This window comes from Achromobacter sp. JCM 18799 (genome assembly GCF_055395645.1).
This window is the reverse complement of record NZ_AP043866.1, coordinates 2,998,384-3,019,088: the sequence shown is the minus strand read 5'-3', so window position 1 is coordinate 3,019,088 and position 20,705 is coordinate 2,998,384. Positions and strand designations below refer to the sequence as shown.

The following is a 20,705-nucleotide window of genomic DNA, read 5'->3' as shown; positions in this document are numbered from 1 at the left end:
CCGGGTAGTTCAGGGTGGGCATCAAGCAAGCAAAGCGCCGCGCAACAACCCCAGCAAGGCAAAGCGAAGCGAGCCAAAAGGACCAGCGAAGCGACGTCCCAACCCCCTCCCCCTCGGGGGGAGGGCTGGGGAGGGGGCCCACATACTGCCCCCTGGGGCCCGCCGGCCGAGATGCTAGCAAGCAAGCGAAGCGCAGCTCTGCTAGAATCTCGGCTGGCGGGCCCCTCCGCATGGTTCGGCGGTGAACCTGGTCAGGTCGGGAACGAAGCAGCCATAGTCGTTTAGGGTCAGTGCCGGAGTAAGGCTCGCCAACCGGATTCTTCAAAGCAACGCGTCATGACTATCCATGATGTCGTCGCTTTCAAGGGGGACGGGGTTATTTTCCAAGGATACGTTCCACGGGAATAAGCCCGTCCCCTTTGCGTTTCAGGCCGCGCGGAGCATGGATGCCATGCGCCGCGCCGAACCCCGGCAGCTGGACCGGCCATTTCGGGCCAGCTTGCGAAACAGGCTCTACAATCCACCCATGACTTATCTGGTACTGGCCCGCAAGTGGCGGCCGAGATCGTTCGATACCCTCGTGGGACAGGATCACGTGGTGCGCGCGCTGACGCATGCGCTCGACACCCAACGCCTGCATCACGCCTGGCTGTTCACGGGAACCCGCGGCGTCGGCAAGACCACGCTGTCGCGCATCCTGGCGAAGTCGCTCAACTGCGAAACCGGCATCACCTCCAAGCCTTGCGGCGTCTGTCGCGCCTGCACGGAGATCGATGCCGGACGTTTCGTCGACTACCTCGAACTGGATGCGGCTTCGAACCGCGGCGTCGAGGAAATGACGCAGCTGCTGGAACAGGCGGTGTACGCGCCGGGAGCGGGGCGCTTCAAGGTCTACATGATCGACGAAGTCCACATGCTGACCGGGCATGCGTTCAACGCCATGCTCAAGACGCTGGAAGAGCCGCCGCCGCACGTCAAGTTCATCCTCGCGACCACCGACCCGCAGAAGATTCCGGTGACGGTGCTGTCGCGCTGCTTGCAGTTCAATCTGAAACAGATGCCGGCCGACTCCATCGTCGGCCACCTGCAGGCCGTGCTCGGCCAGGAAGCGGTGGGCTTCGACGTGCCGGCCCTGCGGCTGATCGGGCAGGCGGCCGCGGGTTCCATGCGCGACGCGCTGTCGCTGACCGACCAGGCCATCGCCTACAGCGCCGGCAACCTGACCGAGGACGCCGTGCGCGGCATGCTCGGCACCATCGACCAGCGGCATCTGGTGCGCCTGCTGGATGCGCTGTCCGCCGGCGACGCCAAGGGCGTGCTGGCGGTGGCGGATGAACTGGCCATCCGCGGCCTGTCCTATGCCGGCGCCTTGGCCGACCTGGCCGTGCTGCTGTCGCGCGTGGCCATCGAGCAGCGCGTGCGCGGCGTGACGCCCGCCGAGGATCCGCTGGCCGGCGATATCGCCCGGCTGGCGCTGGCCCTGCACCCGGACGCCGTGCAACTGTTCTATTCCGTGGCGGTGCACAGCCGCAGCGAACTGACCCTGGCGCCCGACGAATACGCGGGTTTCATCATGGCCTGCCTGCGCATGCTGGCGCTCAATGGCGACGCCGGCCCGCAGACCGCGCTCGAAGCGCCCGCCGCGCCGGCCCGCCAGACGGCCGATGCGGCCGCAGCGGCGGCGGCAGTCGCCGCGCCTGCGCCCGCCGCGGCGCAGTCCCAGCCCGCCCCCGCAGCCGTTCAGATGGCTGCCGCAGCCGCACCGGTTGCGGCGCCCGCCGCGCAGCTCGCCCCCGCCGCCGCGATGCCCGCGCCGCCCGTGGCCGCGCAGGCATCCGAGCCGGTCGAACCCGCCGCGCCTGCAGCCGTCGCGCAGGCGTCCGAACCGGCTCCGGCCGCTGCGGAACCCGAACCGGTTGCGCCGGAACAAGCTCCGCAAGCCGCTCAGCCAGGCAGCGTGCCGCCTTGGGAAGACCTGCCGGCCGCTGCGCCGGCCGTGTCTGAAGCCGAAGCAGGCAAGACCGCCGGCTCGGCTGCGCTGGCCGTCACGCCTGCCACCGCCGCAGCCATCGCGCCCGCGCCGCAAGCCGATGACGGCGACGGCCCGCCCGCCTGGGTCGACGAAGAAATCCCGTTCGAAGCCGAAGGCGGCTTCGCACCGGACAATGGTTTTACGTCGGACCCCGACGACGATGATTTCGAAACCCTGGCCAGCGCGCCTTCGGCCGCGCCGCCCCCCGCGGCCCGCCGCGAAGGTCCGGCGCCCGCGCGCAAGCGGCAGTCGTCGCGCGCCCGCCTGACGGACATGACGTCGGAAACCTGGCCCGAGCTGGCCGCCCGCCTGCCGGTCACCGGCCTGGCGGCGGAACTGGCGCGCCAGAGCGCATGGGCCGGCGTGCAGGGCGATGCCGTCATCCTGCGCGTGGCCGTCAAGACGCTGGCCGAAAGCGAAAGCCGCGTCCGTCTGCAGACGGTGTTGTGCGAACATTTCGGCCAGGGCATACGGCTGGACGTCGAGGTCGGCGTGACGGGCGAGGCGACGGCGCATGCCGTGGCCCAGGCCGAACGCGCCGCCCGCCAGCAGGCCGCCGAAGAGGCGGTCGCGGTCGACCCGTTCGTACAGGCGCTCGTCGCCGATTTCGGCGGCCAGGTCGTCGCCGGCTCGATCCGCCACGTCGATTCCCCGGCCGCCGCTGCCTGAAGCGGCGGCCATCTCTCATTCCCCTCGTTCAAGGAAGCATCGATCATGATGAAAGGACAACTGGCCGGCCTGATGCGCCAGGCGCAGCAAATGCAGGAAAACATGAAGAAGGCGCAGGACGCGCTGGCCGACATCCAGGTCGAAGGCGCCTCCGGCGGCGGCCTGGTCAAGGTCACCATGACCTGCCGCCACGACGTCAAGCGCGTGGCCATCGATCCGTCGCTGCTGGGCGACGACAAGGACATGCTGGAAGACCTGGTCGCCGCCGCGTTCAACGACGCGCTGCGCAAGGCCGAAGCCACCTCGCAGGAAAAGATGGCCTCGGTCACCGCCGGCATGCCGCTGCCCCCGGGCATGAAGCTGCCGTTCTGAACGCAGCCCCAAGGCCGCAATGGACCCGCTACTGCCTGAACCCGAGCCGCTCGTCTCGCTGATCGAGGCGCTGCGGCGCCTGCCCGGCGTGGGCGTGCGCTCTGCCCGGCGCATGGCCTATCACCTGCTGCAGCATGACCCGCAAGGCGCGGACATGCTGGGGCAGGCGTTGGCGGGTGCCGTGCGGGACCTGAAGCATTGCGCCCGCTGCAACAGCTTCTCGGAAGAGGAAGTCTGCGGCACCTGCGTCAATCCCAAACGCGATCCCTCGCTGCTGTGCATCGTCGAGACGCCGGCCGATCAGAACATGATTGAGTCCAGCCACGGCTATCGCGGCCTGTATTACGTGCTGATGGGCCGCGTCGCGCCGCTCGAAGGGATCGGTCCGCGCGAGCTGGATTTCGAGCGGGTGATCAAGCGCGCGACCGACGGCGTGGTGCAGGAGGTCATCCTGGCCACCAACTTCACCGCCGAAGGCGAAACCACCGCCCACTTCCTGGGCGAAGCGCTGGGCGAGCGCGGTCTGCGGGTCACGCGGCTGGCGCGCGGCGTGCCCGCCGGCAGCGAGCTGGAATACGTCGACGCCGGCACCATCGCCTGGGCCCTGATGGAGCGCAAGACCACCTGATTCCGCAGTAGTACCAGAACGCCTTGCCGGCAATGTATCGGCAACGGCAAAACAGTGAGGTAGACAAACCATGTCAGCGCTGACCGGACTGAAGGTCCTGGAACTCGGCACGCTCATTGCCGGCCCGTTCGCCGCGCGCATCTTCGGCGAATTCGGCGCCGACGTCATCAAGGTGGAAACGCCCCACGGGCCTGACGGCACGGGCGGCGGCGATCCCATCCGCAGCTGGCGCCATCTGCGCGAGGGCAACTCTCTCTGGTGGACGGTGCAGGCCCGCAACAAGCAATCCATCGCTCTCAACCTGAAAGATCCACGCGCACGCGACATCGCCCGCAAGCTGGCGCTGGACGCCGACGTGGTGGTCGAGAACTACCGGCCTGGCGTGCTGGAAAAGTGGGGGCTGGGCTACGAGCAGCTGCGCGCGATCAACCCCGCGCTCATCATGGTGCGCCTGTCCGGCTATGGGCAGACCGGACCCATGAAGGACCAGCCGGGTTTCGGCGCCATCGGCGAATCCATGGGCGGGCTGCGTTACGTGTCGGGCCATCCCGACCGGCCGCCCCTGCGCGTGGGCATCTCCATCGGCGATTCGATCGCCGCGCTGCACGGCGTGATCGGCGCGATGATGGCGCTGCGGCACCGCGACGCCACCGGCGGGCGCTGGAACGGCAAGCAGGGCGCGGAGTGCCAGGCGGGGCAGGGCCAGATGGTGGACGTGGCGCTGTACGAGGCCGTGTTCAACATGATGGAAAGCCTGGTGCCCGAGTACGACGTGGCCGGCGTGGTGCGCGAGCGCACCGGCGGCGCGCTGCCCGGCATCGTGCCTTCGAATACCTACACCACCCGCGATGGGCAGAACATCGTCATCGCCGGCAACGGCGACGCGATCTTCCATCGGCTGATGCGCGCCATCGGCCGCGACGACCTGGCCACGGATCCGGGACTGGTGCGCAACGACGGCCGCGCCAAACGCGTCGACGAGATCGACGGCGCCATCCAGCAATGGTGCGGCGCGCGCGGCATCGAAGAGGCGCTGGGCGCACTGAAGGGCGCGGACGTGCCGGTGGGCAAGATCTACAGCGTGGCCGACATGTTCAGCGATCCGCAGTTCCTGGCGCGCCGCATGATAGAGCAGCACCGCTTCCCGGACGGCACGCCGGTCAAGCTGCCGGCCGTCGTGCCCAAGCTGTCGGAGACGCCTGGCGAGACGCGCTGGGTGGGCCCCGTATTAGGGGAACATACCGAGGAAGTCCTGAAATCGCTGGGGTATGATTCAGCGGCTATAGAAGAGCTGGCAAAGACCGGCGCTATCGGTCTGCCCGACAACTAGGAGACAAGCACATGTCAGTCACTCGCCGTGATCTGCTCAAGATGGCCGGCGCCGCCGGCGTCATGGGCATGGCGCCCGCCATCGTGCGCGCGCAGAAGCTGGAGAAGACCAAGGTCCAGATCGCAGTCGGCGGCAAGCCGCTGATCTACTATCTCCCCCTGTCCATCGCGGAAGCCCGCGGCTACTTCAAGGACGAAGGGCTGGACGTCAGCATCGCCGACTTCGCGGGTGGCTCCAAGGCCTTGCAGGCCGTGGTGGGCGGCAGCGCCGACATCGTGTCGGGCGCGTTCGAGCACACCTTGTCCATGCAGTCCAAGGGCCAGGCCTATCGCGCCTTCGTGCTGCAGGGCCGCGCGCCGATGATAGGCGTGGGCGTGTCCAAGAAGAACCTGCCCAACTACAAGAGCGCCGCCGACCTGAAGGGCAAGAAGATCGGCGTGACCGCGCCGGGTTCGTCCACCAACATGGTGGTCAGCTTCTTCCTGGCCAAGCACGGCCTGAAGGCCTCGGACGTGTCCATCATCGGCGTAGGCGCCGGCGCGGGCGCCGTGACCGCGCTGCGCAGCGGCCAGATCGACGCCATCTCCAACACCGACCCCGTGGTGTCGATGCTGGAAATGCCGGGCGACATCCAGATCATCGTCGACACGCGCACGCTCAAGGACACCAAGGAAATCTTCGGCGGCAACATGCCGGCGGGCTGCCTGTATGCCCCGCAAGCCTTCCTCGATGCCAACCCCAACACCACCCAGGCCCTGGCCAATGCGCTGGTGCGCGCCGACAAGTGGATCCAGAAGGCTGGCGCCGACGAAATCGCCAAGGTCGTGCCGGAAACCTATCTGCTGGGCGATCCGGCCGTCTACAAGGCCGCCATCGCCAAGAGCCTGGAAGGCCTGTCGCCGGACGGCCTGATCCCCGAGGATGGCGCGGCCACCGCGCTCAAGGCGCTGGCCGCCTACCAGGCGGACTTTGATGGTTCCAAGATCGACCCGTCCAAGGTCTGGACCAACGACTACGCGCGCCGCGCCAACGAGAAGTACCCCAATGGCTGAAGCTGCGCTGTCGCTGGAAAGCATCAGCTGCACCTTTGTCTCCCGCGACGACCGCTCGCAGCGCTACACCGCCGTCAGCGACACGACCCTGGCCATCGCGCCAGGGGAGTTCGTGTCGGTGGTGGGCCCGACCGGATGCGGCAAGTCCACCCTGCTCAACGTCAGCGCCGGCCTGTTGGCGCCGTCCTCGGGCAGCGTGAAGGTGTTCGGACAGCCGCTATCCGGCATCAATGAGCGCGCCGGCTACATGTTCCAGGGCGAGGCCCTGCTGCCCTGGCGCAGCGCGCTGGACAACGTGGTGGCGGGCCTGGACTTTGCCGGCGTGCCTCGGCAGCAGGCGCTGGAGCGCGGCCGCGAATGGATGCGCCGCGTGGGCCTGGGCGGCTTCGAAAGCCGCTATCCGCACCAGATGTCGGGCGGCATGCGCAAACGCACGATGCTGGCGCAGACGCTGATCCGCGATCCCGACATCATCCTGATGGACGAGCCGTTCTCGGCGCTGGATATCCAGACGCGCCAGCTCATGGAGAACGAGGTCCTGGACCTGTGGATGGCCAAGCGCAAGGCCGTGCTCTTCATCACGCACGACCTGGACGAGGCCATCGCCATGAGCGATCGCGTGGTGGTGCTGTCGGCCGGGCCGGGCACGCACCCCATCGGCGAATTCGCCATCGACCTGCCGCGTCCGCGCGACGTGGCCGAAGTGCGCACGCATCCGCGCTTCGTCGAATTGCACTCCGCCATCTGGGGAGTGTTGCGCGAAGAAGTCCTAAAGGGCTACGCCCAACAGAAGCGAGCCTAAAGATGAGGCCCACCCCCGAAGCGCCTTTGGCGCTTCCCCCTCAAGGGGGCGCCGCAGGCGGACCGGCGAAGCCGGATCCGCGGCGGCCGGGCTTGGCGTATGCCTGCTGTCTAAGCAGAACGAGGCGTGCAAGCGCCCTGGAGTGGTGAGATGTCGAAGTCTTTGATCAAACCCGGTTCGGCCAGCCTGCGCTTCTGGCAGTTGCTGCTGCTCGTCATCATTCTGCTCGTTTGGCACTTCGCGTCGCGCGATCCCAAGGTGGCCTTCTTCTTCGGCGAACCCTTGAAGGTGTGGGGCCGCATCTGGGCCTGGTTCGTCACCAATGCGGACATCTATACCCACCTGGGCGTGACGCTGACCGAGACCGTGCTGGCGTTTTTCATCGGCACCATCGCCGGCCTGGCCTTCGGCCTGTGGCTGGGCCTGTCGCCCGGCGCAAGCGCGATCCTCGATCCCTACATCAAAGCCGCCAACTCGATGCCGCGCGTCATCCTGGCGCCCATCTTCGGCATGTGGTTCGGCCTGGGCATCTGGTCCAAGGTGGCGCTGGCCGTGACGCTGGTGTTCTTCATCGTGTTCTTCAACGTCTACCAGGGCGTGCGCGAAGTCAGTCCCACCTTGCTGGACAACGCCAGGATGCTGGGCGCGCGCCGCCGCCAGCTGTTGCGTCACGTGTACCTGCCGTCTGCCACCAGCTGGGTGTTCTCCAGCCTGCATACCTCGGTGGGCCTGGCCTTCGTGGGCGCGGTGGTGGGCGAGTATCTGGGCTCTGCCAGCGGCGTGGGCTATCTGATCCTGCAGGCCGAAGGCACGTTCGACGTCAACACCGTGTTCGCGGGCATCATCGTGCTCACGGCTTTTGCGCTGGTGCTGGACGCCATCGTCGGCATGGGCGAAAAGCGGCTGATGAAATGGCAGCCCAGGTCCGGCGAAACCGAAAAGATCTGACCGGAGTTTTCCATGGCCCGTCTCCCCTACGCCGACCTGACCCATCCCGAAGCCAAGCCCCTGGTCGACCGCATCGTCGCCGAACGCGGCAGCGTCCTGCACCTGTACCAGATGCTGCTGCACAGTCCCGCGGTGGCGGGCGGTTGGCTCAATTACCTGACCTCGATCCGCCAGCTCAGCACCTTGCCTGGCGATCTGCGCGAGCTGGTCATCATGCGCGTGGCGGCCATCAATGGCGCGCCCTACGAGGCTGACCAGCACGCGCCGATCGCGCTGAAAGAAGGCGTTTCGCAGGCGCAGCTGGACGCGCTGAATGACTGGGAGGCGTCAGACCTGTTCGATGAACGCGAAAGGGCGGTGCTGGCCTATACCGACGCCATGACGCGCCAGGTGCAGGTGCCGGAACCCGTGTTCCAGGCGGCGAAGGCGGCGATGGGTTCCGAAAAGCTCATCGTGGAGCTGACCGCGACGGTGGCGGCCTACAACATGGTGTCGCGCTTCCTGGAAGCGCTGCAGGTGCACTCCCACGATCATCGTTGAGGCAGGCGCGCGGTTGCGGGCCGCGCATTCCCTTGCCTGCGCGGGCGCCGCGGCGCCCGCCCTGATCAGGCGCGTTGCGCCTCGATCAACGTATCCAGCTTGACCGCGTCCGCCACGAACAGGCGGATGCCCTCCGACAGCTTTTCGCTGGCCATCGCGTCCTCGTTGAGCAGGGTGCGGAAGGTGACTTCGTCCGCGCCGATGCGGGCGAGGTTGGCGGGCACGTCGTCGGCGCGCAATTGCGCGGGCGCGTCGCCCTCGGTGCCGGCCAGCTTGGTCAGCAGCTCGGGGCTGATGGTCAGCAGGTCGCAGCCCGACAAAGCCAGGATCTGGCCCACGTTGCGGAAGCTCGCGCCCATGATTTCGGTGGGGATGTCGAAGTGCTTGTAGTACTGGTAGATCCGCGTGACGGACAGCACGCCGGGGTCGCGCGCGCCGGCATTGTCGGCCTCGACCCAGCTGGCGCCGGCGGACTTCTTGTGCCAGTCGTAGATGCGGCCGACGAAAGGCGAGATCAGCTGCACGCGGGCATCGGCGCAGGCCACGGCCTGCGGCAGCGAGAACAGCAGGGTCAGGTTGCAGCGCACGCCTTCCGATTGCAGGGCGCGGGCGGCCTGGATGCCTTCCCAGGTCGAGGCGATCTTGATCAGCACGCGCTCGCGCGGCACGCCGGCGGCTTCGTACAGGGCGATCAGGCTGCGGGCGCGCTCGATGGTGGCGCGGGTGTCAAAGGACAGGCGGGCATCCACTTCGGTCGATACGCGGCCGGGCACGATGTCCAGGATGGCGCGGCCGAAGGCCACCAACAGGCGGTCCATCAGTTCGGCGGTGGGCGCGCCGCGGTGTTCGCGCGCGGTCTTTTCCAGCAGGGGGCGGTAGGCGTCCTGCTGGACGGCCTTGAGAATCAGGGACGGGTTTGTGGTGGCGTCGGTCGGACGCAACGCCTTCATCGCTTCGAAATCCCCCGTGTCGGCGACGACGGTGGTGTGGTTGCGCAGGGCGTCAAGTTGGCTGGACATGGACGGTACGGCTCGCTGCAGGCTAGGGTTGAAGGTGTCCTAGCGTATCACTGAGGCCGCAGGCGCGCTGCCGGCCGGACGGTGGAGGGGGGCGGCGGGACGCGGAAAAACAGCCCAAAACCCCGTTTCCGGCCTTATTTGGCGCGGTTCCCCGAGAAAAACGGCCGCTCAAGGTATAATCCGAAGGTTTGATTATCGATTCTAAAACCGGGGTTTACTGTGCTGCCGCAACTCTTTCCCGAGGGGATCAACCGCTTCCCTCCTGCAATTCTGGCTCTGGCGGACGGTACCATTTTTCGAGGCGTGTCGATCGGTGCGCCTGGGCATACCGTTGCCGAAGTGGTGTTCAACACCGCGATGACCGGGTACCAGGAAATTCTCACCGATCCCAGCTATAGCGGCCAGATCGTCACGCTGACCTATCCGCACATCGGCAATACCGGCGTCAACGCCGAAGACGTGGAAGCCAAGCGCGTCTTTGCCGCCGGCCTGGTGGTCCGTGACTGTCCCGCCCGCGTGTCGAACTTCCGTTCCACGCAATCGTTGCCTGAGTACCTCTCCGAGCAAGGCGTCGTCGCCATTTCCGGCATCGACACCCGCAAGCTCACCCGCATCCTGCGTGAAAAGGGCGCCCAGGGCGCCTGCATCTTCGTCGGCACCGACGCCGAGCGCGCCGTCGAACTGGCCCGCGGCTTTGCCGGCATGGCCGGCCAGGACCTGGCCAAGGTTGTGTCGCTCAAGGATCGCGCCGAATGGACCGAAGGCACCTGGCAGCTGGGCGAGGGCTTCTCCAAGCCCGACCAGTCCAAGTTCCACGTCGTGGCCTACGACTTCGGCATCAAGACCAACATCCTGCGCCTGCTGGCCGACCGCGGCTGCCGCCTGACGGTGGTACCGGCCCAGACCAGCGCCGAGGAAGTCCTCAAGCTCAACCCCGACGGCGTGTTCCTGTCCAACGGCCCCGGCGACCCCGAGCCCTGCGACTACGCCATCGAGGCCACGCGCGCCTTCCTGGACAAGAAGCTGCCGGTGTTCGGCATCTGCCTGGGCCACCAGATCATGGGCCTGGCGCTGGGCGGCAAGACGCTCAAGATGAAGACCGGCCACCATGGCGCCAACCACCCCGTGCAGGACCTCCAGTCCAAGCGCGTGTTCATCACCAGCCAGAACCACGGTTTCGCGGTCGACGCGGCCAGCCTGCCGGCCAACGCGCGCGTGACGCACGTCTCGCTGTTCGACGGCACGCTGCAGGGCTTCGAGCTCACCGACCGCCCGGCCTTCTGCTTCCAGGGTCACCCCGAAGCCAGCCCGGGTCCGCACGACATCCTTGAACTGTTCGACAAGTTCATCGCCCTGATGTCCGGCCAAAAGTAAAGATTGCATCATGCCCAAGCGTACAGACCTAAAAAGCATACTCATCATCGGCGCCGGCCCCATCATCATCGGGCAGGCCTGCGAATTCGACTATTCCGGCGCACAGGCGTGCAAGGCGCTCAAGGCCGAGGGCTACCGCACCATCCTGGTGAACAGCAACCCGGCCACGATCATGACGGACCCGGAAACGGCCGACGTCACCTACATCGAGCCCATCACCTGGCAAGCCGTCGAAAAGATCATCGAGCGTGAAAAGCCCGATGCGCTGCTGCCCACCATGGGCGGCCAGACCGCGCTGAACTGCGCCCTGGACCTGGCCCACCACGGCGTGCTGAAGAAGCACAACGTCGAACTGATCGGCGCCAACGAGCACGCCATCGAAAAGGCCGAGGACCGCCAGAAGTTCAAGCAGGCCATGACCGACATCGGCCTGGAATCGGCCAAGTCGGGCGTCGCCCACAGCATGGACGAAGCCTGGGAAGTGCAGCGCCGCATCGCGGCCGAAGTCGGCACCTCCGGCTTCCCCGCCGTGATCCGCCCCAGCTTCACCATGGGCGGTTCGGGCGGCGGCATCGCCTACAACGCCGAAGAATTCGAAACCATCTGCCGCCGCGGCCTGGAAGCTTCGCCCACCAGCGAACTGCTGATCGAAGAGTCGCTGCTGGGCTGGAAGGAATTCGAGATGGAAGTGGTCCGCGACAAGGCGGACAACTGCATCATCGTCTGCTCCATCGAAAACCTGGACCCGATGGGCGTGCACACGGGCGACTCGATCACCGTGGCGCCGGCCCAGACGCTGACCGACAAGGAATACCAGATCATGCGTAACGCATCGATCGCGGTGTTGCGCGAGATCGGCGTGGATACGGGCGGCTCGAACGTGCAGTTCGCCGTCAATCCCAAGAACGGCCGCATGATCGTCATCGAGATGAACCCGCGCGTGTCGCGTTCGTCGGCGCTGGCGTCCAAGGCCACCGGCTTCCCCATCGCCAAGGTCGCCGCGCGCCTGGCCGTGGGCTACACGCTGGACGAGCTCAAGAACGAAATCACCGGCGGCGCCACGCCTGCCTCGTTCGAACCCTCGATCGACTACGTGGTCACCAAGGTGCCGCGTTTCGCCTTCGAGAAATTCCCCACCGCCGACGCGCGCCTGACCACCCAGATGAAGTCGGTGGGCGAAGTCATGGCCATCGGCCGCACCTTCCAGGAATCCTTCCAGAAGGCGCTGCGCGGCCTGGAAGTGGGCGTGGACGGCCTGAACCAGAAGACCACCGACCGCGAAAAGCTGCAGGTCGAACTGGGCGAGCCCGGTCCGGAACGCATCTGGTACGTGGGCGATGCCTTCGCGCAGGGCTTCACGCTGGACGAAGTGCACAACATCACGCACATCGACCCGTGGTTCCTGTCGCAGATCAAGGAAATCGTCGACATCGAACTGGCGCTGGAACAGAAGACGCTGGCCGACCTGGACTACGCCACGCTGTGGGAACTCAAACGCCGCGGTTTCTCCGACCGCCGCCTGGCCTTCCTGCTGGATTCCTCGGAATCCGAGGTGCGCAAGCTGCGTCACCAGCTGAACGTGCGTCCGGTCTACAAGCGCGTCGACACCTGCGCCGCCGAATTCGCCACCCGCACGGCCTACATGTACTCGACCTACGAGGAAGAGTGCGAAGCCGCGCCCACCGACCGCAAGAAGATCGTGGTGCTGGGCGGCGGTCCGAACCGCATCGGCCAGGGCATTGAATTCGACTACTGCTGCGTGCATGCCGCGCTGGCGCTGCGCGACGACGGGTACGAGACCATCATGGTCAACTGCAACCCGGAAACCGTGTCCACCGACTACGACACCTCGGACCGCCTGTACTTCGAGCCGCTGACGCTCGAAGACGTGCTCGAGATCGTCCACAAGGAAAACCCGGTCGGCATGATCGTCCAGTACGGCGGCCAGACCCCGCTGAAGCTGGCGCGCGCCCTGGAAGCCAACGGCGTGCCCATCATCGGCACCAGCCCCGAATCCATCGACGTGGCCGAAGACCGCGAGCGCTTCCAGAAGCTGCTCAACAAGCTCGGCCTGCGCCAGCCGCCCAACCGCACCGCGCGCACCGAAGGCGAGGCCCTGGCCCACGCCGCCGAAATCGGCTATCCCCTGGTCGTTCGCCCCAGCTACGTGCTGGGCGGCCGCGCCATGGAAATCGTGCACGAGCAGCAGGACCTCGAGCGCTACATGCGCGAGGCCGTGAAGGTCAGCAATGACTCGCCCGTGCTGCTGGACCGCTTCCTGAACAACGCCACCGAAGTGGACGTGGACTGCCTGGCCGACGGCGAAACCGTCTTCATCGGCGGCGTCATGGAACACATCGAGCAGGCCGGCGTGCACTCGGGCGACTCGGCTTGCAGCCTGCCGCCGTACTCGCTGTCGGCGGAAGTCATCGCCGAGATCAAGCGCCAGACCACCATGATGGCCAAGGCGCTGAACGTCAGCGGCCTGATGAACGTGCAGTTCGCCATCCAGGGCGGCGATGTCTACGTGCTGGAAGTGAACCCGCGCGCCTCGCGCACGGTGCCCTACGTTTCCAAGGCCACCGGCCTGCAGCTGGCCAAGATCGCCGCGCGCGCCATGGCCGGCCAGACCCTGGCCGCGCAAGGCATCACCAAGGAAGTCGTGCCGCCTTACTTCTCGGTCAAGGAAGCCGTGTTCCCGTTCGTGAAGTTCCCGGGCGTGGACACCATCCTGGGCCCGGAAATGAAGTCGACCGGTGAAGTGATGGGCGTGGGCACGAGCTTCGGCGAAGCCTTCGTCAAGTCGCAGCTGGCCGCCGGCGTGCGCCTGCCGGAATCCGGCACGGTGTTCATCAGCGTCAAGAACCAGGACAAGCCCCTGGCGGTGGAAGTGGCGCGCGGCCTGCACGCGCTCGGCTTCAAGCTGGTCGCCACGCGCGGCACGGCCGCCGAGATCGAAGCCGCCGGCATCCCGGTGCAGCTGGTGAACAAGGTCACCGAAGGCCGTCCGCATATCGTCGACATGGTGAAGAACGGCGAGATCTCGCTGGTCATCAACACCGTCGAAGAGCGCCGCAACGCCATCGCCGACTCGCGCACCATCCGCACCCAGGCGCTGGCCGCCCGCGTGACCTTCTTCACGACCATCGCCGGCGCCCGCGCCGCGGTCGAAGGCATGCAATACCTGCGCCAAGGCCTGGGCCTGCAGGTCTATCCGCTGCAGGATCTGCACGCTTCCTTGCAAGCCTAAGCCGGCAAGCGACACAATAGGGCACGCGAAAGCGTGCCCTATTTTTTTGCAACGCGATTCCGCAACGTCACCACAGGCAACAGGCACACATGGAAAGAGTCTTCATCACCGGCGCCAGCAGCGGCCTGGGACGCGCCCTGGCGCAGCAATACGCGTCCACGGGCGCCACGCTGGGCCTGCTGGGCCGGCGCGAAGACGCGCTGCGCGAGCTGGCCGGCAGCCTGCCCGGCGAGCACCGCTGCTATGCGGTGGACGTACGCGACCGCCAGGCGCTGCATGCCGCGGCCCTGGATTTCATCGGGTTCTGCCAGGGGCGGGTGGATGTGGTCATCGCCAGCGCCGGCATCAGCGCCGGCACCCTGACCGAGCACGGCGAGGACTACGACGTCTTCAAGGCCATCGTCGACACCAATCTGCTGGCCACCGTGGCGACCTTCGAACCCTTCATCGCATCCATGCGCCAGGCTGGGTCGGGCCGGCTGGTGGGCATCGCCAGCGTGGCGGGAGTCAGGGGCCTGCCAGGCGCGGGCGCCTACAGCGCGTCGAAATCCGCAGTGGTGACTTACTGCGAAAGCCTGCGGCTGGAACTGGCCGCCGAAGGCATAGACGTGGTGACGATCGCGCCCGGCTATATCAAGACGGCGATGACGGCCCACAATCCGTATTCCATGCCTTTCCTGATGGAAGCGGACGCCTTCGCCCGCCGCGCGCGCAGCGCGATCGGGCGGGGCGCGTCCTATGTGGTGATTCCGTGGCAGATGGGCATCGTGGCCAAGCTGATGCGCCTGTTGCCCAACGCCGTCTACGACAGGCTGGCGCGCAACGCGCCGCGCAAGCCGCGCCGCGCGCGCTAAGCGCTCAAGGCACCACGTCGTTGCCGACTTCGTCGGTCACGTGGCCTACGTCGCCCCAGTCCAGCACCTGCCACTGGCGGCCTTGCACGCCGACGCGGTTGATGCTGACGTTCAGCAGCGAAGCGTCGCGCGGCCCGTTGAGCGGCACGCCGGAGGCATGGCGCCAGATGATGTCCAGCACGCCGCCGTGCGTGAACATCAGGATGCGTTCGTCGTCGTGGCGGCTGGCAATGTCGTCCACGGTCGAAATGACGCGGGACTGGAATTGGCCCAGCGTTTCGCCGCCGTCCAGCGGACGCAGCGGGTCGCGGCTCTTCCAGGCGGCAGCGGCTTCGGGGGCTAGCACGTCGATGCGCTCGTGGTCCAGGCCTTCCAGCACGCCGAAGCCGCGCTCGCGGATGCCGGGCTCCACGCGCACGCGCAAGCCCAGCTGTTCGGACACGGGCAGGGCGGTGGCGTGGGCGCGCTGCAGGTCGCTGCTGTAGATGGCGTGGATGGGCGTATGGCGGGCGTCCTCGCGCAAGCGCGCGGCCAGCAGGCCGGCCTGGTTGACGCCGAATTCGTTCAGGGGGATGTCTTGCCAGCCTTGCAGGCGCCGCTGGCGGTTCCAGTCGGTTTCGCCGTGGCGGATGAACCAGATTTCAGTCATTACGATCTTGATGCGGGTTTAGAGCTGGGCGGACGCGATGGGCGCGCGCGGTTTCCAGATGGTTTGAATGATCGAGCTTAACGCGACCAGCGCGGGCTCGCTAGCGCGCTCGTAGGGCAGGATGAATCCCAGCATCGCGTCCACGCGCGCCTGGCCCCAGACGATGAAGTCGTTCGAGGCCGCGCCCGCCAGCGCGGCTTCCTCGCGCAGCAGGGCGCAGCCTGCGCCCGCGCGCACCAGCGCGTCCAGGTTGGCCTGGTCGTCATTCTGCATCACGATGCGCGGCGACAGCCCGTGGCGTTCGAACATGTCGCGCAGCAGCAGGTGGGTGTGGCTGCCGGAGGGGCCATCCAGCCAAGGCAATTGCGCCACCTCGCGCCAGCCGCCGCGCTTGAGCACGGCGGCGTGCTCCTTGGGCATGGCGATGCGGTAGCGCACACTGCGCAGGGGCTGCCAGAGCACACCGCGCGGCGGATTGGCGGCGATGATCAGCGCCGCCGGCAGGCGGCCGGTGCTGACCTGTTCCGCCAACGCGGCGGCGGGCAGGGTCTGGGTCTTCAGCTCGACCAGCGGCAGACGCTGGGTGACGGCCGACGCCAATTCGCCCAGGCGCAGGAAATCCGGCTTTTCGCTGGGTACGCCCAGCTCTACCGCGCCATGCAGGCTGCCTTGCAGCTGCTGGGCTTCGGATTTGAACTGCGCGCCCAGCACCAGCAGCGATTCGGCAGTGGGCAGCAGCACTTCGCCCGCCTTGGTCAGGGCCAGGCGGCCGCCGCTGCGGTCGAACAGCGCCACGCCCAGGCTTTGCTCCAGCGCCTTGATCTGCGCGGTCACGGCGGGTTGGGTCAGCGACAGCGCCTCGGCCGCCTTCGTCAGGTTGCCCAGCCGGGCGACCGTGACGAAGGCGCGGATCTGATAGATTTCCATGGCCCCGAGTTTAGGCCGCCAGGAGCCGCACTTGGGTAGGTTCGAGGCCGATGGAAACCGGAGCGCCGACGGGGAAGGGCGACAGCCCGGCCAGATGCGATTGGTCCGCCGTCAGCCGCTGCTCGCCGATCAGCACCTGATAGCGGGTGAATTCGCCCAGGAACTCGCTGCTTTCCACGATGCCGGGCAGCCAGACATAGCGCGCGTCGCCCAGCCCGTCCGCCATTTCGATCTGCACCGTGTGCGGGCGGAAGCTGGCCGCCAGCCGGGAAGCGGCGGGCGCTTCGCCCGTGAGCGGCAGCTGCAAGTCGCCCACGCCTTCCACCGCCAGCACCACGCTGCCGCTGGTGCGTTCGCGCACGTCGCCTTCCAGCACGTTCATCGTGCCCACGAAGTTGGCGACGAAGCGATTGACCGGATAGTCGAACAAGGTGCTGGGCGCGCCGATCTGCTGGACCACGCCGTGGTCCAGCACCGCCATGCGGTCGGCGGTGGTCATGGCCTCTTCCTGGTCATGGGTGACGAAGATGGTGGTGATGCCAAGCCGGCGCTGCAGGCTGAGCAGATCCTGGCGCATCTGCACGCGCAGCTTCTTGTCCAGGTTGGACAGAGGCTCGTCCAGCAGCAGCACCTGCGGCTCGATCACGATGGTGCGGGCCAGGGCCACGCGCTGCTGCTGCCCGCCGGAAAGCTGGTTGGGGCGGCGCTTGCCGTACTGGGACAAGCCGACCAGATCGAGCGCGGCCTCCACCTTGGCGTGGATCTCGGCGCGCGGCAGCTTGCGTTCGACCAGGCCGAAGGCCACGTTGTCCCAGACCGTCATGTGCGGCCACAGGGCGTAGTTCTGGAACACCATGCCGATGTTGCGGTTCCAGGGCGGCGTGCCGCTGATGTCCTTGCCGTCCACCAGCAGCTGCCCGGCGCTGTGCCGGTTGAAGCCGGCGATCAGCCGCAACAAGGTGGATTTGCCGGAGCCGGACGGTCCGAGCAGCGCAAAAAACTCGCCGGGCTCGATGCTGATGTTGACGTCCTTGAGCACTTCCGTCTTGCCGTAGGACAATCGGATGTTGCGGCATTCGACGCTGACTTTCTTCATGCGGATTCCCCTTCATTGCGGGCCGGCTGCTGGCGCGACTGGGCGCGCTCCACCAGCAGGTGCGAGACATACGTGCCGATGGCCACCGCGGCCACCGCCAGGACGCCGAGCGCGGCGCCGGGACCCCGGCCCGCCGCGCTCTGCATGTACAGATAAATGCCGTAGCTCATGGGCGCCTGGCTGTCCTTGGTCACCAGCATGATGGTGGCCGACAGTTCCACGGCCGCCGTCACGAAGCTGGTCACGAAGCCGGCCAGCATGCCGCCCGCCATCAGCGGCACCACCACGCGGCGTATCGTGCTCATGCGGGTCGCGCCCAGCGATTGCGCCGCCTCTTCCAGCGAGATGTTGATCTGCTGCAGCGAGGCCACGCATGACCGCAGGGCGTAGGGCAGCCGCCGCACCGAGTACGCGATCATGATGATGATCCACGACGAGGTCAGCAGCGTGCCGGTGCCGGGCAGCTCGATGCCGCGGAAGGTGCGCAGAAAGCCGATGGCCAGCACGATACCTGGAATCGCCAGCGCGGCGGAGGCCAGGAAGTCCAGCCACTGGCGCGCCGGCAGCCGGGTGCGCAACATCAGATAGGCGATGGCGGTACCCAGGATCACGTCCACGCCCGCGGCCAGGCCGCAATAGAGCAGGGTGTTGGCGATCATGCCTTGCGATTCGGAGAACACCGCGGCGTAATGCGCCAGCGTGTAGCCGTCGGGCAGCGGCGCGAAGCTCCAGACGCTGGCCAGCGACAGCAGCAGCACGCCCATATGCGGCGACAGCACCAGCAGCAGCACCAGGATGATCCAGCCATAGGCCAGCACGCTCTCCACCGGGCGCAGCTTGCGCTTCTGGATGGAGCTGCCGCCCTTCTGCAGGGTGGAGTAATCGCGGCCCTTGAGCACCCGCGCCGACAGCCACAACGCCAGTATCGAAAAGCCCACCATGATCACGCTGATCACATAGCCCAGCGGATCCTCCAGGCCCACTTGCGTGATGCGCAGATAGGCCTGCGGCGCCAGCATGTTGGTGGTGCCCAGCACCAGCGGCGTGCCCAGGTCGTCGAACACCTTGACGAACACCAGCGACGTGCCGGCCACATAGCCGGGCAGGGCCAGCGGAAAGATCACGCGGCGGAACAGACGGAAGCCCCGCGAGCCCAGGTTGAAGGCCGCCTCTTCCATGGCGCCGTCGATGTTGCGCAGCGCCACCACCAGGTTCATCAGGATGAAGGGGAAGTAGTGCAGCGATTCCACGAAGATGACGCCGTTCAAGCCTTCCATGAACGGGATGGTGAAGCCGAACCAGTCGTTGAGCAGCAAGTTCACGCTGCCCGAGCGGCCGAAGATCAGCTGCATCGCAACCGCGCCGACGAAGGGCGGCATGATCAGCGGCAGCACGCCCAGGGTCTGGATCAGCAGCGCGCCGCGGAAATCGAAGCGCACCGTGAAGTACGCCAGCGGCACGGCGATGAGCGACGCCAGCAGCGCCGACCAGCCCGCCACGTACAGGCTGTTGAAGAAGGCTTCCTTCATCAGCGGCTGGTTGAAGAAGGCGCCGAAGTGGCCCATGGTGAAGCTGCCGTCGGCGTTCACGAAGGCGGTGTAGAACACCGTGCCGACCGGCACGGCCAGGAACAGCAGCAGAAAACCGAACACCAGTAGCGCCGTCAGCAGGGGGCCGACGGGCAGGCGCGAGTGGCCCGAAGAATTCATCGAGATTCCCGAAATCGTTGCCAGGGGAAAGCCGCGGCGGCGGACGGGACCGGCCCGTCCGCCTCGCGTCCTGCGGGTGTGGCGGCCTAGAGCGCGGCGGCCTGCTTGGCGAGCTTCACGGCTTCTTCGTAGTTCGCCTTGGAACGGCCGTTCCATTCGCCTTCCAGCTGGGTGATCTGCTGGTTCACGGCGGCGTCCTTCTTGTTGCCGGCGAAGATCGCCAGGAAGGCCGGGTCGGCGGCCTTCTTGCCGTCCACGAGCGGCGCCCAGGTCAGTTTGCGGGCCTGCGCCAGCAGCTCGGCAGCCTTGCCGCTCTTGGCCTTGTCGCCCAACTTGGCTTCGGCCTCGTAGATGGCCTTGGTGGCGGCCTGCAGTTCCTTCAGGCGGAACGTGACCGTCTGGTCATACAGCGACTGCACGACGTAGTAGCGCGATTGCGACAGGTCGGCGTTGAATTGCACCTTGCTGCGCTTGGCGATCTCGGCGGGGTCGGGGTAGCCCTGGGGAATCTTGCCGGCCAGCGCCGTGTAGGGCAGCACCGGCAGGCGCGAGATCTTGGGTTCCAGCAGCAGTTCCTGGCCGGCCTGGCTGAGGGTGAAGGCGATGAACTTCTTGCCTTCCTCGGTGTTCTTCGCGCCTTCGATCAGCGCGATATTGGCCGGCACGATGGCGGTTTCGGAGGGGTAGACGAACTCGACCGGGAACTTGGAATACTTGCTGGACAGGCCGAAGAAGTCGATCACCGGGCCGGCGCCGAACTGGCCGTTGTTGACGCCGTCCGGCACGCCGAAAGAACGCTCGGTGACGGCGCTGCTGTTGCCCGACATGCGCAGCAAGGTGCTCCAGCCTTCGTCCCAGCCTTCGCCCTGGAGGATGGTTTCCACCGTCAGGTGCATGGTGCCCGAGCGCGACGGCGAGGTGATGCCGACATGGCCGAACCATTGCGGCGACAGCAGGTCCTTCCATTCCACCGGCGCGGGGATCTTGTGCGCCGCGATGTAGCGGGTGTTGTAGATGATGCCGTAGCCGGCCAGGGCCTGGCCCAGGTACATGCCGCCGGGATCGTTGATGGGGTAGTTGCCGATCTTGTCCGGCACCTGCTTGTTGGCCACGTCGGCGGAGCTTGCCAGCAGCTTGTCGCGGCCCAGCACTTCAAAGGCGTCGGGCGCGCTGGCCCAGAACACCTCGGGACGCTGGCCGGCGGGCGTTTCGCGCACGTAGGCGATGCCCGATACGGTGTTCTTGTTCAGGATTTCCAGCGTGATGCCGGGGTTGGCCTTTTCGAAGGCCGTCTTGTAGGCCTGGGTGAGGTCTTTGGGGAACGACGTGATCACCGTGACGGTGCCTGCCAGGGCAGGGGCCGCGCAAACGGCCAGCACCGCACCTGCAAGAGCTGTGCGCATTGCATGCATGGTTTGTCTCCGTAGTTTTAGATTTGTTCGGAGACAGTACTG

Annotated in this window: 17 protein-coding genes and 1 other RNA gene; 12 read left to right on the top strand and 6 right to left on the bottom strand. The window is 66.8% G+C overall.

Features of this window, described 5'->3' with window-relative positions; genetic code table 11:
- The first annotated feature begins 215 nt into the window (after window positions 1-215).
- The 9 genes from ffs to ACZ5YA_RS14100 all read left to right on the top strand — a co-directional run bounded on the left by ffs (window position 216) and on the right by ACZ5YA_RS14100 (window position 8,373).
- Window positions 216-313: signal recognition particle sRNA small type (gene ffs / locus ACZ5YA_RS14140), an RNA gene on the top strand.
- A gap of 213 nt (window positions 314-526) precedes the next feature.
- Entirely contained in the window at window positions 527-2,701 is a 2,175-nt protein-coding gene (locus tag ACZ5YA_RS14135) for a DNA polymerase III subunit gamma/tau (RefSeq protein ID WP_464092674.1), read from the top strand.
- Between the two features lie 45 nt (window positions 2,702-2,746).
- The gene (locus tag ACZ5YA_RS14130; protein ID WP_013395612.1) at window positions 2,747-3,073 is read left to right on the top strand and encodes a YbaB/EbfC family nucleoid-associated protein; all 327 of its coding nucleotides are present in this window, start codon (window positions 2,747-2,749) and stop codon (window positions 3,071-3,073) included.
- A gap of 19 nt (window positions 3,074-3,092) precedes the next feature.
- The gene (gene recR, locus ACZ5YA_RS14125; RefSeq protein WP_059380176.1) at window positions 3,093-3,701 is read left to right on the top strand and encodes a recombination mediator RecR; all 609 of its coding nucleotides are present in this window, start codon (window positions 3,093-3,095) and stop codon (window positions 3,699-3,701) included.
- Between the two features lie 70 nt (window positions 3,702-3,771).
- Window positions 3,772-5,031 (top strand): CaiB/BaiF CoA transferase family protein, encoded by a 1,260-nt coding sequence (locus ACZ5YA_RS14120; protein ID WP_059380175.1) that lies wholly within the window; start codon window positions 3,772-3,774, stop codon window positions 5,029-5,031.
- An 11-nt stretch (window positions 5,032-5,042) separates the two neighbouring features.
- Window positions 5,043-6,083, top strand: a complete 1,041-nt coding sequence (locus ACZ5YA_RS14115) for an ABC transporter substrate-binding protein (RefSeq protein WP_054451384.1) — start codon at window positions 5,043-5,045, stop codon at window positions 6,081-6,083.
- Window positions 6,076-6,885, top strand: a complete 810-nt coding sequence (locus tag ACZ5YA_RS14110) for an ABC transporter ATP-binding protein (protein ID WP_059380174.1) — start codon at window positions 6,076-6,078, stop codon at window positions 6,883-6,885. The genes ACZ5YA_RS14115 and ACZ5YA_RS14110 overlap by 8 nt, the downstream gene beginning before the upstream one ends.
- 150 nt (window positions 6,886-7,035) lie before the next feature.
- Window positions 7,036-7,833, top strand: a complete 798-nt coding sequence (locus ACZ5YA_RS14105; protein WP_059380173.1) for an ABC transporter permease — start codon at window positions 7,036-7,038, stop codon at window positions 7,831-7,833.
- A 12-nt stretch (window positions 7,834-7,845) separates the two neighbouring features.
- Entirely contained in the window at window positions 7,846-8,373 is a 528-nt protein-coding gene (locus ACZ5YA_RS14100) for a carboxymuconolactone decarboxylase family protein (RefSeq protein ID WP_054451379.1), read from the top strand.
- A gap of 65 nt (window positions 8,374-8,438) precedes the next feature.
- On the opposite strand, the gene tal is transcribed toward ACZ5YA_RS14100, so the two are convergent.
- Window positions 8,439-9,392 (bottom strand): transaldolase, encoded by a 954-nt coding sequence (gene tal, locus ACZ5YA_RS14095; protein ID WP_059380171.1) that lies wholly within the window; start codon window positions 9,390-9,392, stop codon window positions 8,439-8,441.
- 219 nt (window positions 9,393-9,611) lie between these two features.
- On the opposite strand from tal, the gene carA reads away from it, so the two are divergent.
- The 3 genes from carA (at window position 9,612) to ACZ5YA_RS14080 (ending at window position 14,870) form a co-directional block, all read left to right on the top strand.
- Window positions 9,612-10,766 (top strand): glutamine-hydrolyzing carbamoyl-phosphate synthase small subunit, encoded by a 1,155-nt coding sequence (gene carA / locus ACZ5YA_RS14090; RefSeq protein WP_059380170.1) that lies wholly within the window; start codon window positions 9,612-9,614, stop codon window positions 10,764-10,766.
- Window positions 10,767-10,776: 10 nt separating this feature from the next.
- Window positions 10,777-14,016 (top strand): carbamoyl-phosphate synthase large subunit, encoded by a 3,240-nt coding sequence (carB, locus tag ACZ5YA_RS14085; RefSeq protein WP_118932916.1) that lies wholly within the window; start codon window positions 10,777-10,779, stop codon window positions 14,014-14,016.
- A gap of 89 nt (window positions 14,017-14,105) precedes the next feature.
- Window positions 14,106-14,870 carry an SDR family oxidoreductase gene (locus ACZ5YA_RS14080; protein WP_059380168.1) on the top strand — a complete coding sequence of 255 codons (765 nt, stop codon included), beginning with the start codon at window positions 14,106-14,108 and terminating at the stop codon, window positions 14,868-14,870.
- A 4-nt stretch (window positions 14,871-14,874) separates the two neighbouring features.
- Here ACZ5YA_RS14080 and ACZ5YA_RS14075 read toward each other — a convergent pair whose 3' ends face one another.
- From ACZ5YA_RS14075 to ACZ5YA_RS14055, 5 genes are all read right to left on the bottom strand, one after another.
- Window positions 14,875-15,519, bottom strand: coding sequence for a histidine phosphatase family protein (locus tag ACZ5YA_RS14075; RefSeq protein WP_464092673.1), 645 nt, complete (start codon window positions 15,517-15,519; stop codon window positions 14,875-14,877).
- Between the two features lie 18 nt (window positions 15,520-15,537).
- Window positions 15,538-16,446 carry a LysR family transcriptional regulator gene (locus ACZ5YA_RS14070; RefSeq protein ID WP_464092672.1) on the bottom strand — a complete coding sequence of 303 codons (909 nt, stop codon included), beginning with the start codon at window positions 16,444-16,446 and terminating at the stop codon, window positions 15,538-15,540.
- Between the two features lie 10 nt (window positions 16,447-16,456).
- Window positions 16,457-17,542, bottom strand: a complete 1,086-nt coding sequence (locus ACZ5YA_RS14065) for an ABC transporter ATP-binding protein (protein ID WP_059380165.1) — start codon at window positions 17,540-17,542, stop codon at window positions 16,457-16,459.
- Complete coding sequence (locus ACZ5YA_RS14060; RefSeq protein WP_059380164.1) at window positions 17,539-19,251, bottom strand: ABC transporter permease; 1,713 nt, start codon at window positions 19,249-19,251, stop codon at window positions 17,539-17,541. The genes ACZ5YA_RS14065 and ACZ5YA_RS14060 overlap by 4 nt, the downstream gene beginning before the upstream one ends.
- Before the next feature lie 86 nt (window positions 19,252-19,337).
- Window positions 19,338-20,663: an ABC transporter substrate-binding protein gene (locus ACZ5YA_RS14055; RefSeq protein WP_118932914.1), complete on the bottom strand. Its 1,326-nt coding sequence runs from the start codon at window positions 20,661-20,663 to the stop codon at window positions 19,338-19,340.
- Window positions 20,664-20,705: the final 42 nt, after the last annotated feature.

Bases quoted from the DNA above. Each gene is read 5' to 3' on its own strand.
- ACZ5YA_RS14135 (WP_464092674.1), top strand. From the start codon at position 527: ATGACTTATCTGGTACTGGCCCGCAAGTGGCGGCCGAGATCGTTCGAT.
- ACZ5YA_RS14130 (WP_013395612.1), top strand. From the start codon at position 2,747: ATGATGAAAGGACAACTGGCCGGCCTGATGCGCCAGGCGCAGCAAATG.
- recR (WP_059380176.1), top strand. From the start codon at position 3,093: ATGGACCCGCTACTGCCTGAACCCGAGCCGCTCGTCTCGCTGATCGAG.
- ACZ5YA_RS14120 (WP_059380175.1), top strand. From the start codon at position 3,772: ATGTCAGCGCTGACCGGACTGAAGGTCCTGGAACTCGGCACGCTCATT.
- ACZ5YA_RS14115 (WP_054451384.1), top strand. From the start codon at position 5,043: ATGTCAGTCACTCGCCGTGATCTGCTCAAGATGGCCGGCGCCGCCGGC.
- ACZ5YA_RS14110 (WP_059380174.1), top strand. From the start codon at position 6,076: ATGGCTGAAGCTGCGCTGTCGCTGGAAAGCATCAGCTGCACCTTTGTC.
- ACZ5YA_RS14105 (WP_059380173.1), top strand. From the start codon at position 7,036: ATGTCGAAGTCTTTGATCAAACCCGGTTCGGCCAGCCTGCGCTTCTGG.
- ACZ5YA_RS14100 (WP_054451379.1), top strand. From the start codon at position 7,846: ATGGCCCGTCTCCCCTACGCCGACCTGACCCATCCCGAAGCCAAGCCC.
- tal (WP_059380171.1), bottom strand. From the start codon at position 9,392: ATGTCCAGCCAACTTGACGCCCTGCGCAACCACACCACCGTCGTCGCC.
- carB (WP_118932916.1), top strand. From the start codon at position 10,777: ATGCCCAAGCGTACAGACCTAAAAAGCATACTCATCATCGGCGCCGGC.
- ACZ5YA_RS14080 (WP_059380168.1), top strand. From the start codon at position 14,106: ATGGAAAGAGTCTTCATCACCGGCGCCAGCAGCGGCCTGGGACGCGCC.
- ACZ5YA_RS14075 (WP_464092673.1), bottom strand. From the start codon at position 15,519: ATGACTGAAATCTGGTTCATCCGCCACGGCGAAACCGACTGGAACCGC.
- ACZ5YA_RS14070 (WP_464092672.1), bottom strand. From the start codon at position 16,446: ATGGAAATCTATCAGATCCGCGCCTTCGTCACGGTCGCCCGGCTGGGC.
- ACZ5YA_RS14065 (WP_059380165.1), bottom strand. From the start codon at position 17,542: ATGAAGAAAGTCAGCGTCGAATGCCGCAACATCCGATTGTCCTACGGC.
- ACZ5YA_RS14060 (WP_059380164.1), bottom strand. From the start codon at position 19,251: ATGAATTCTTCGGGCCACTCGCGCCTGCCCGTCGGCCCCCTGCTGACG.
- ACZ5YA_RS14055 (WP_118932914.1), bottom strand. From the start codon at position 20,663: ATGCATGCAATGCGCACAGCTCTTGCAGGTGCGGTGCTGGCCGTTTGC.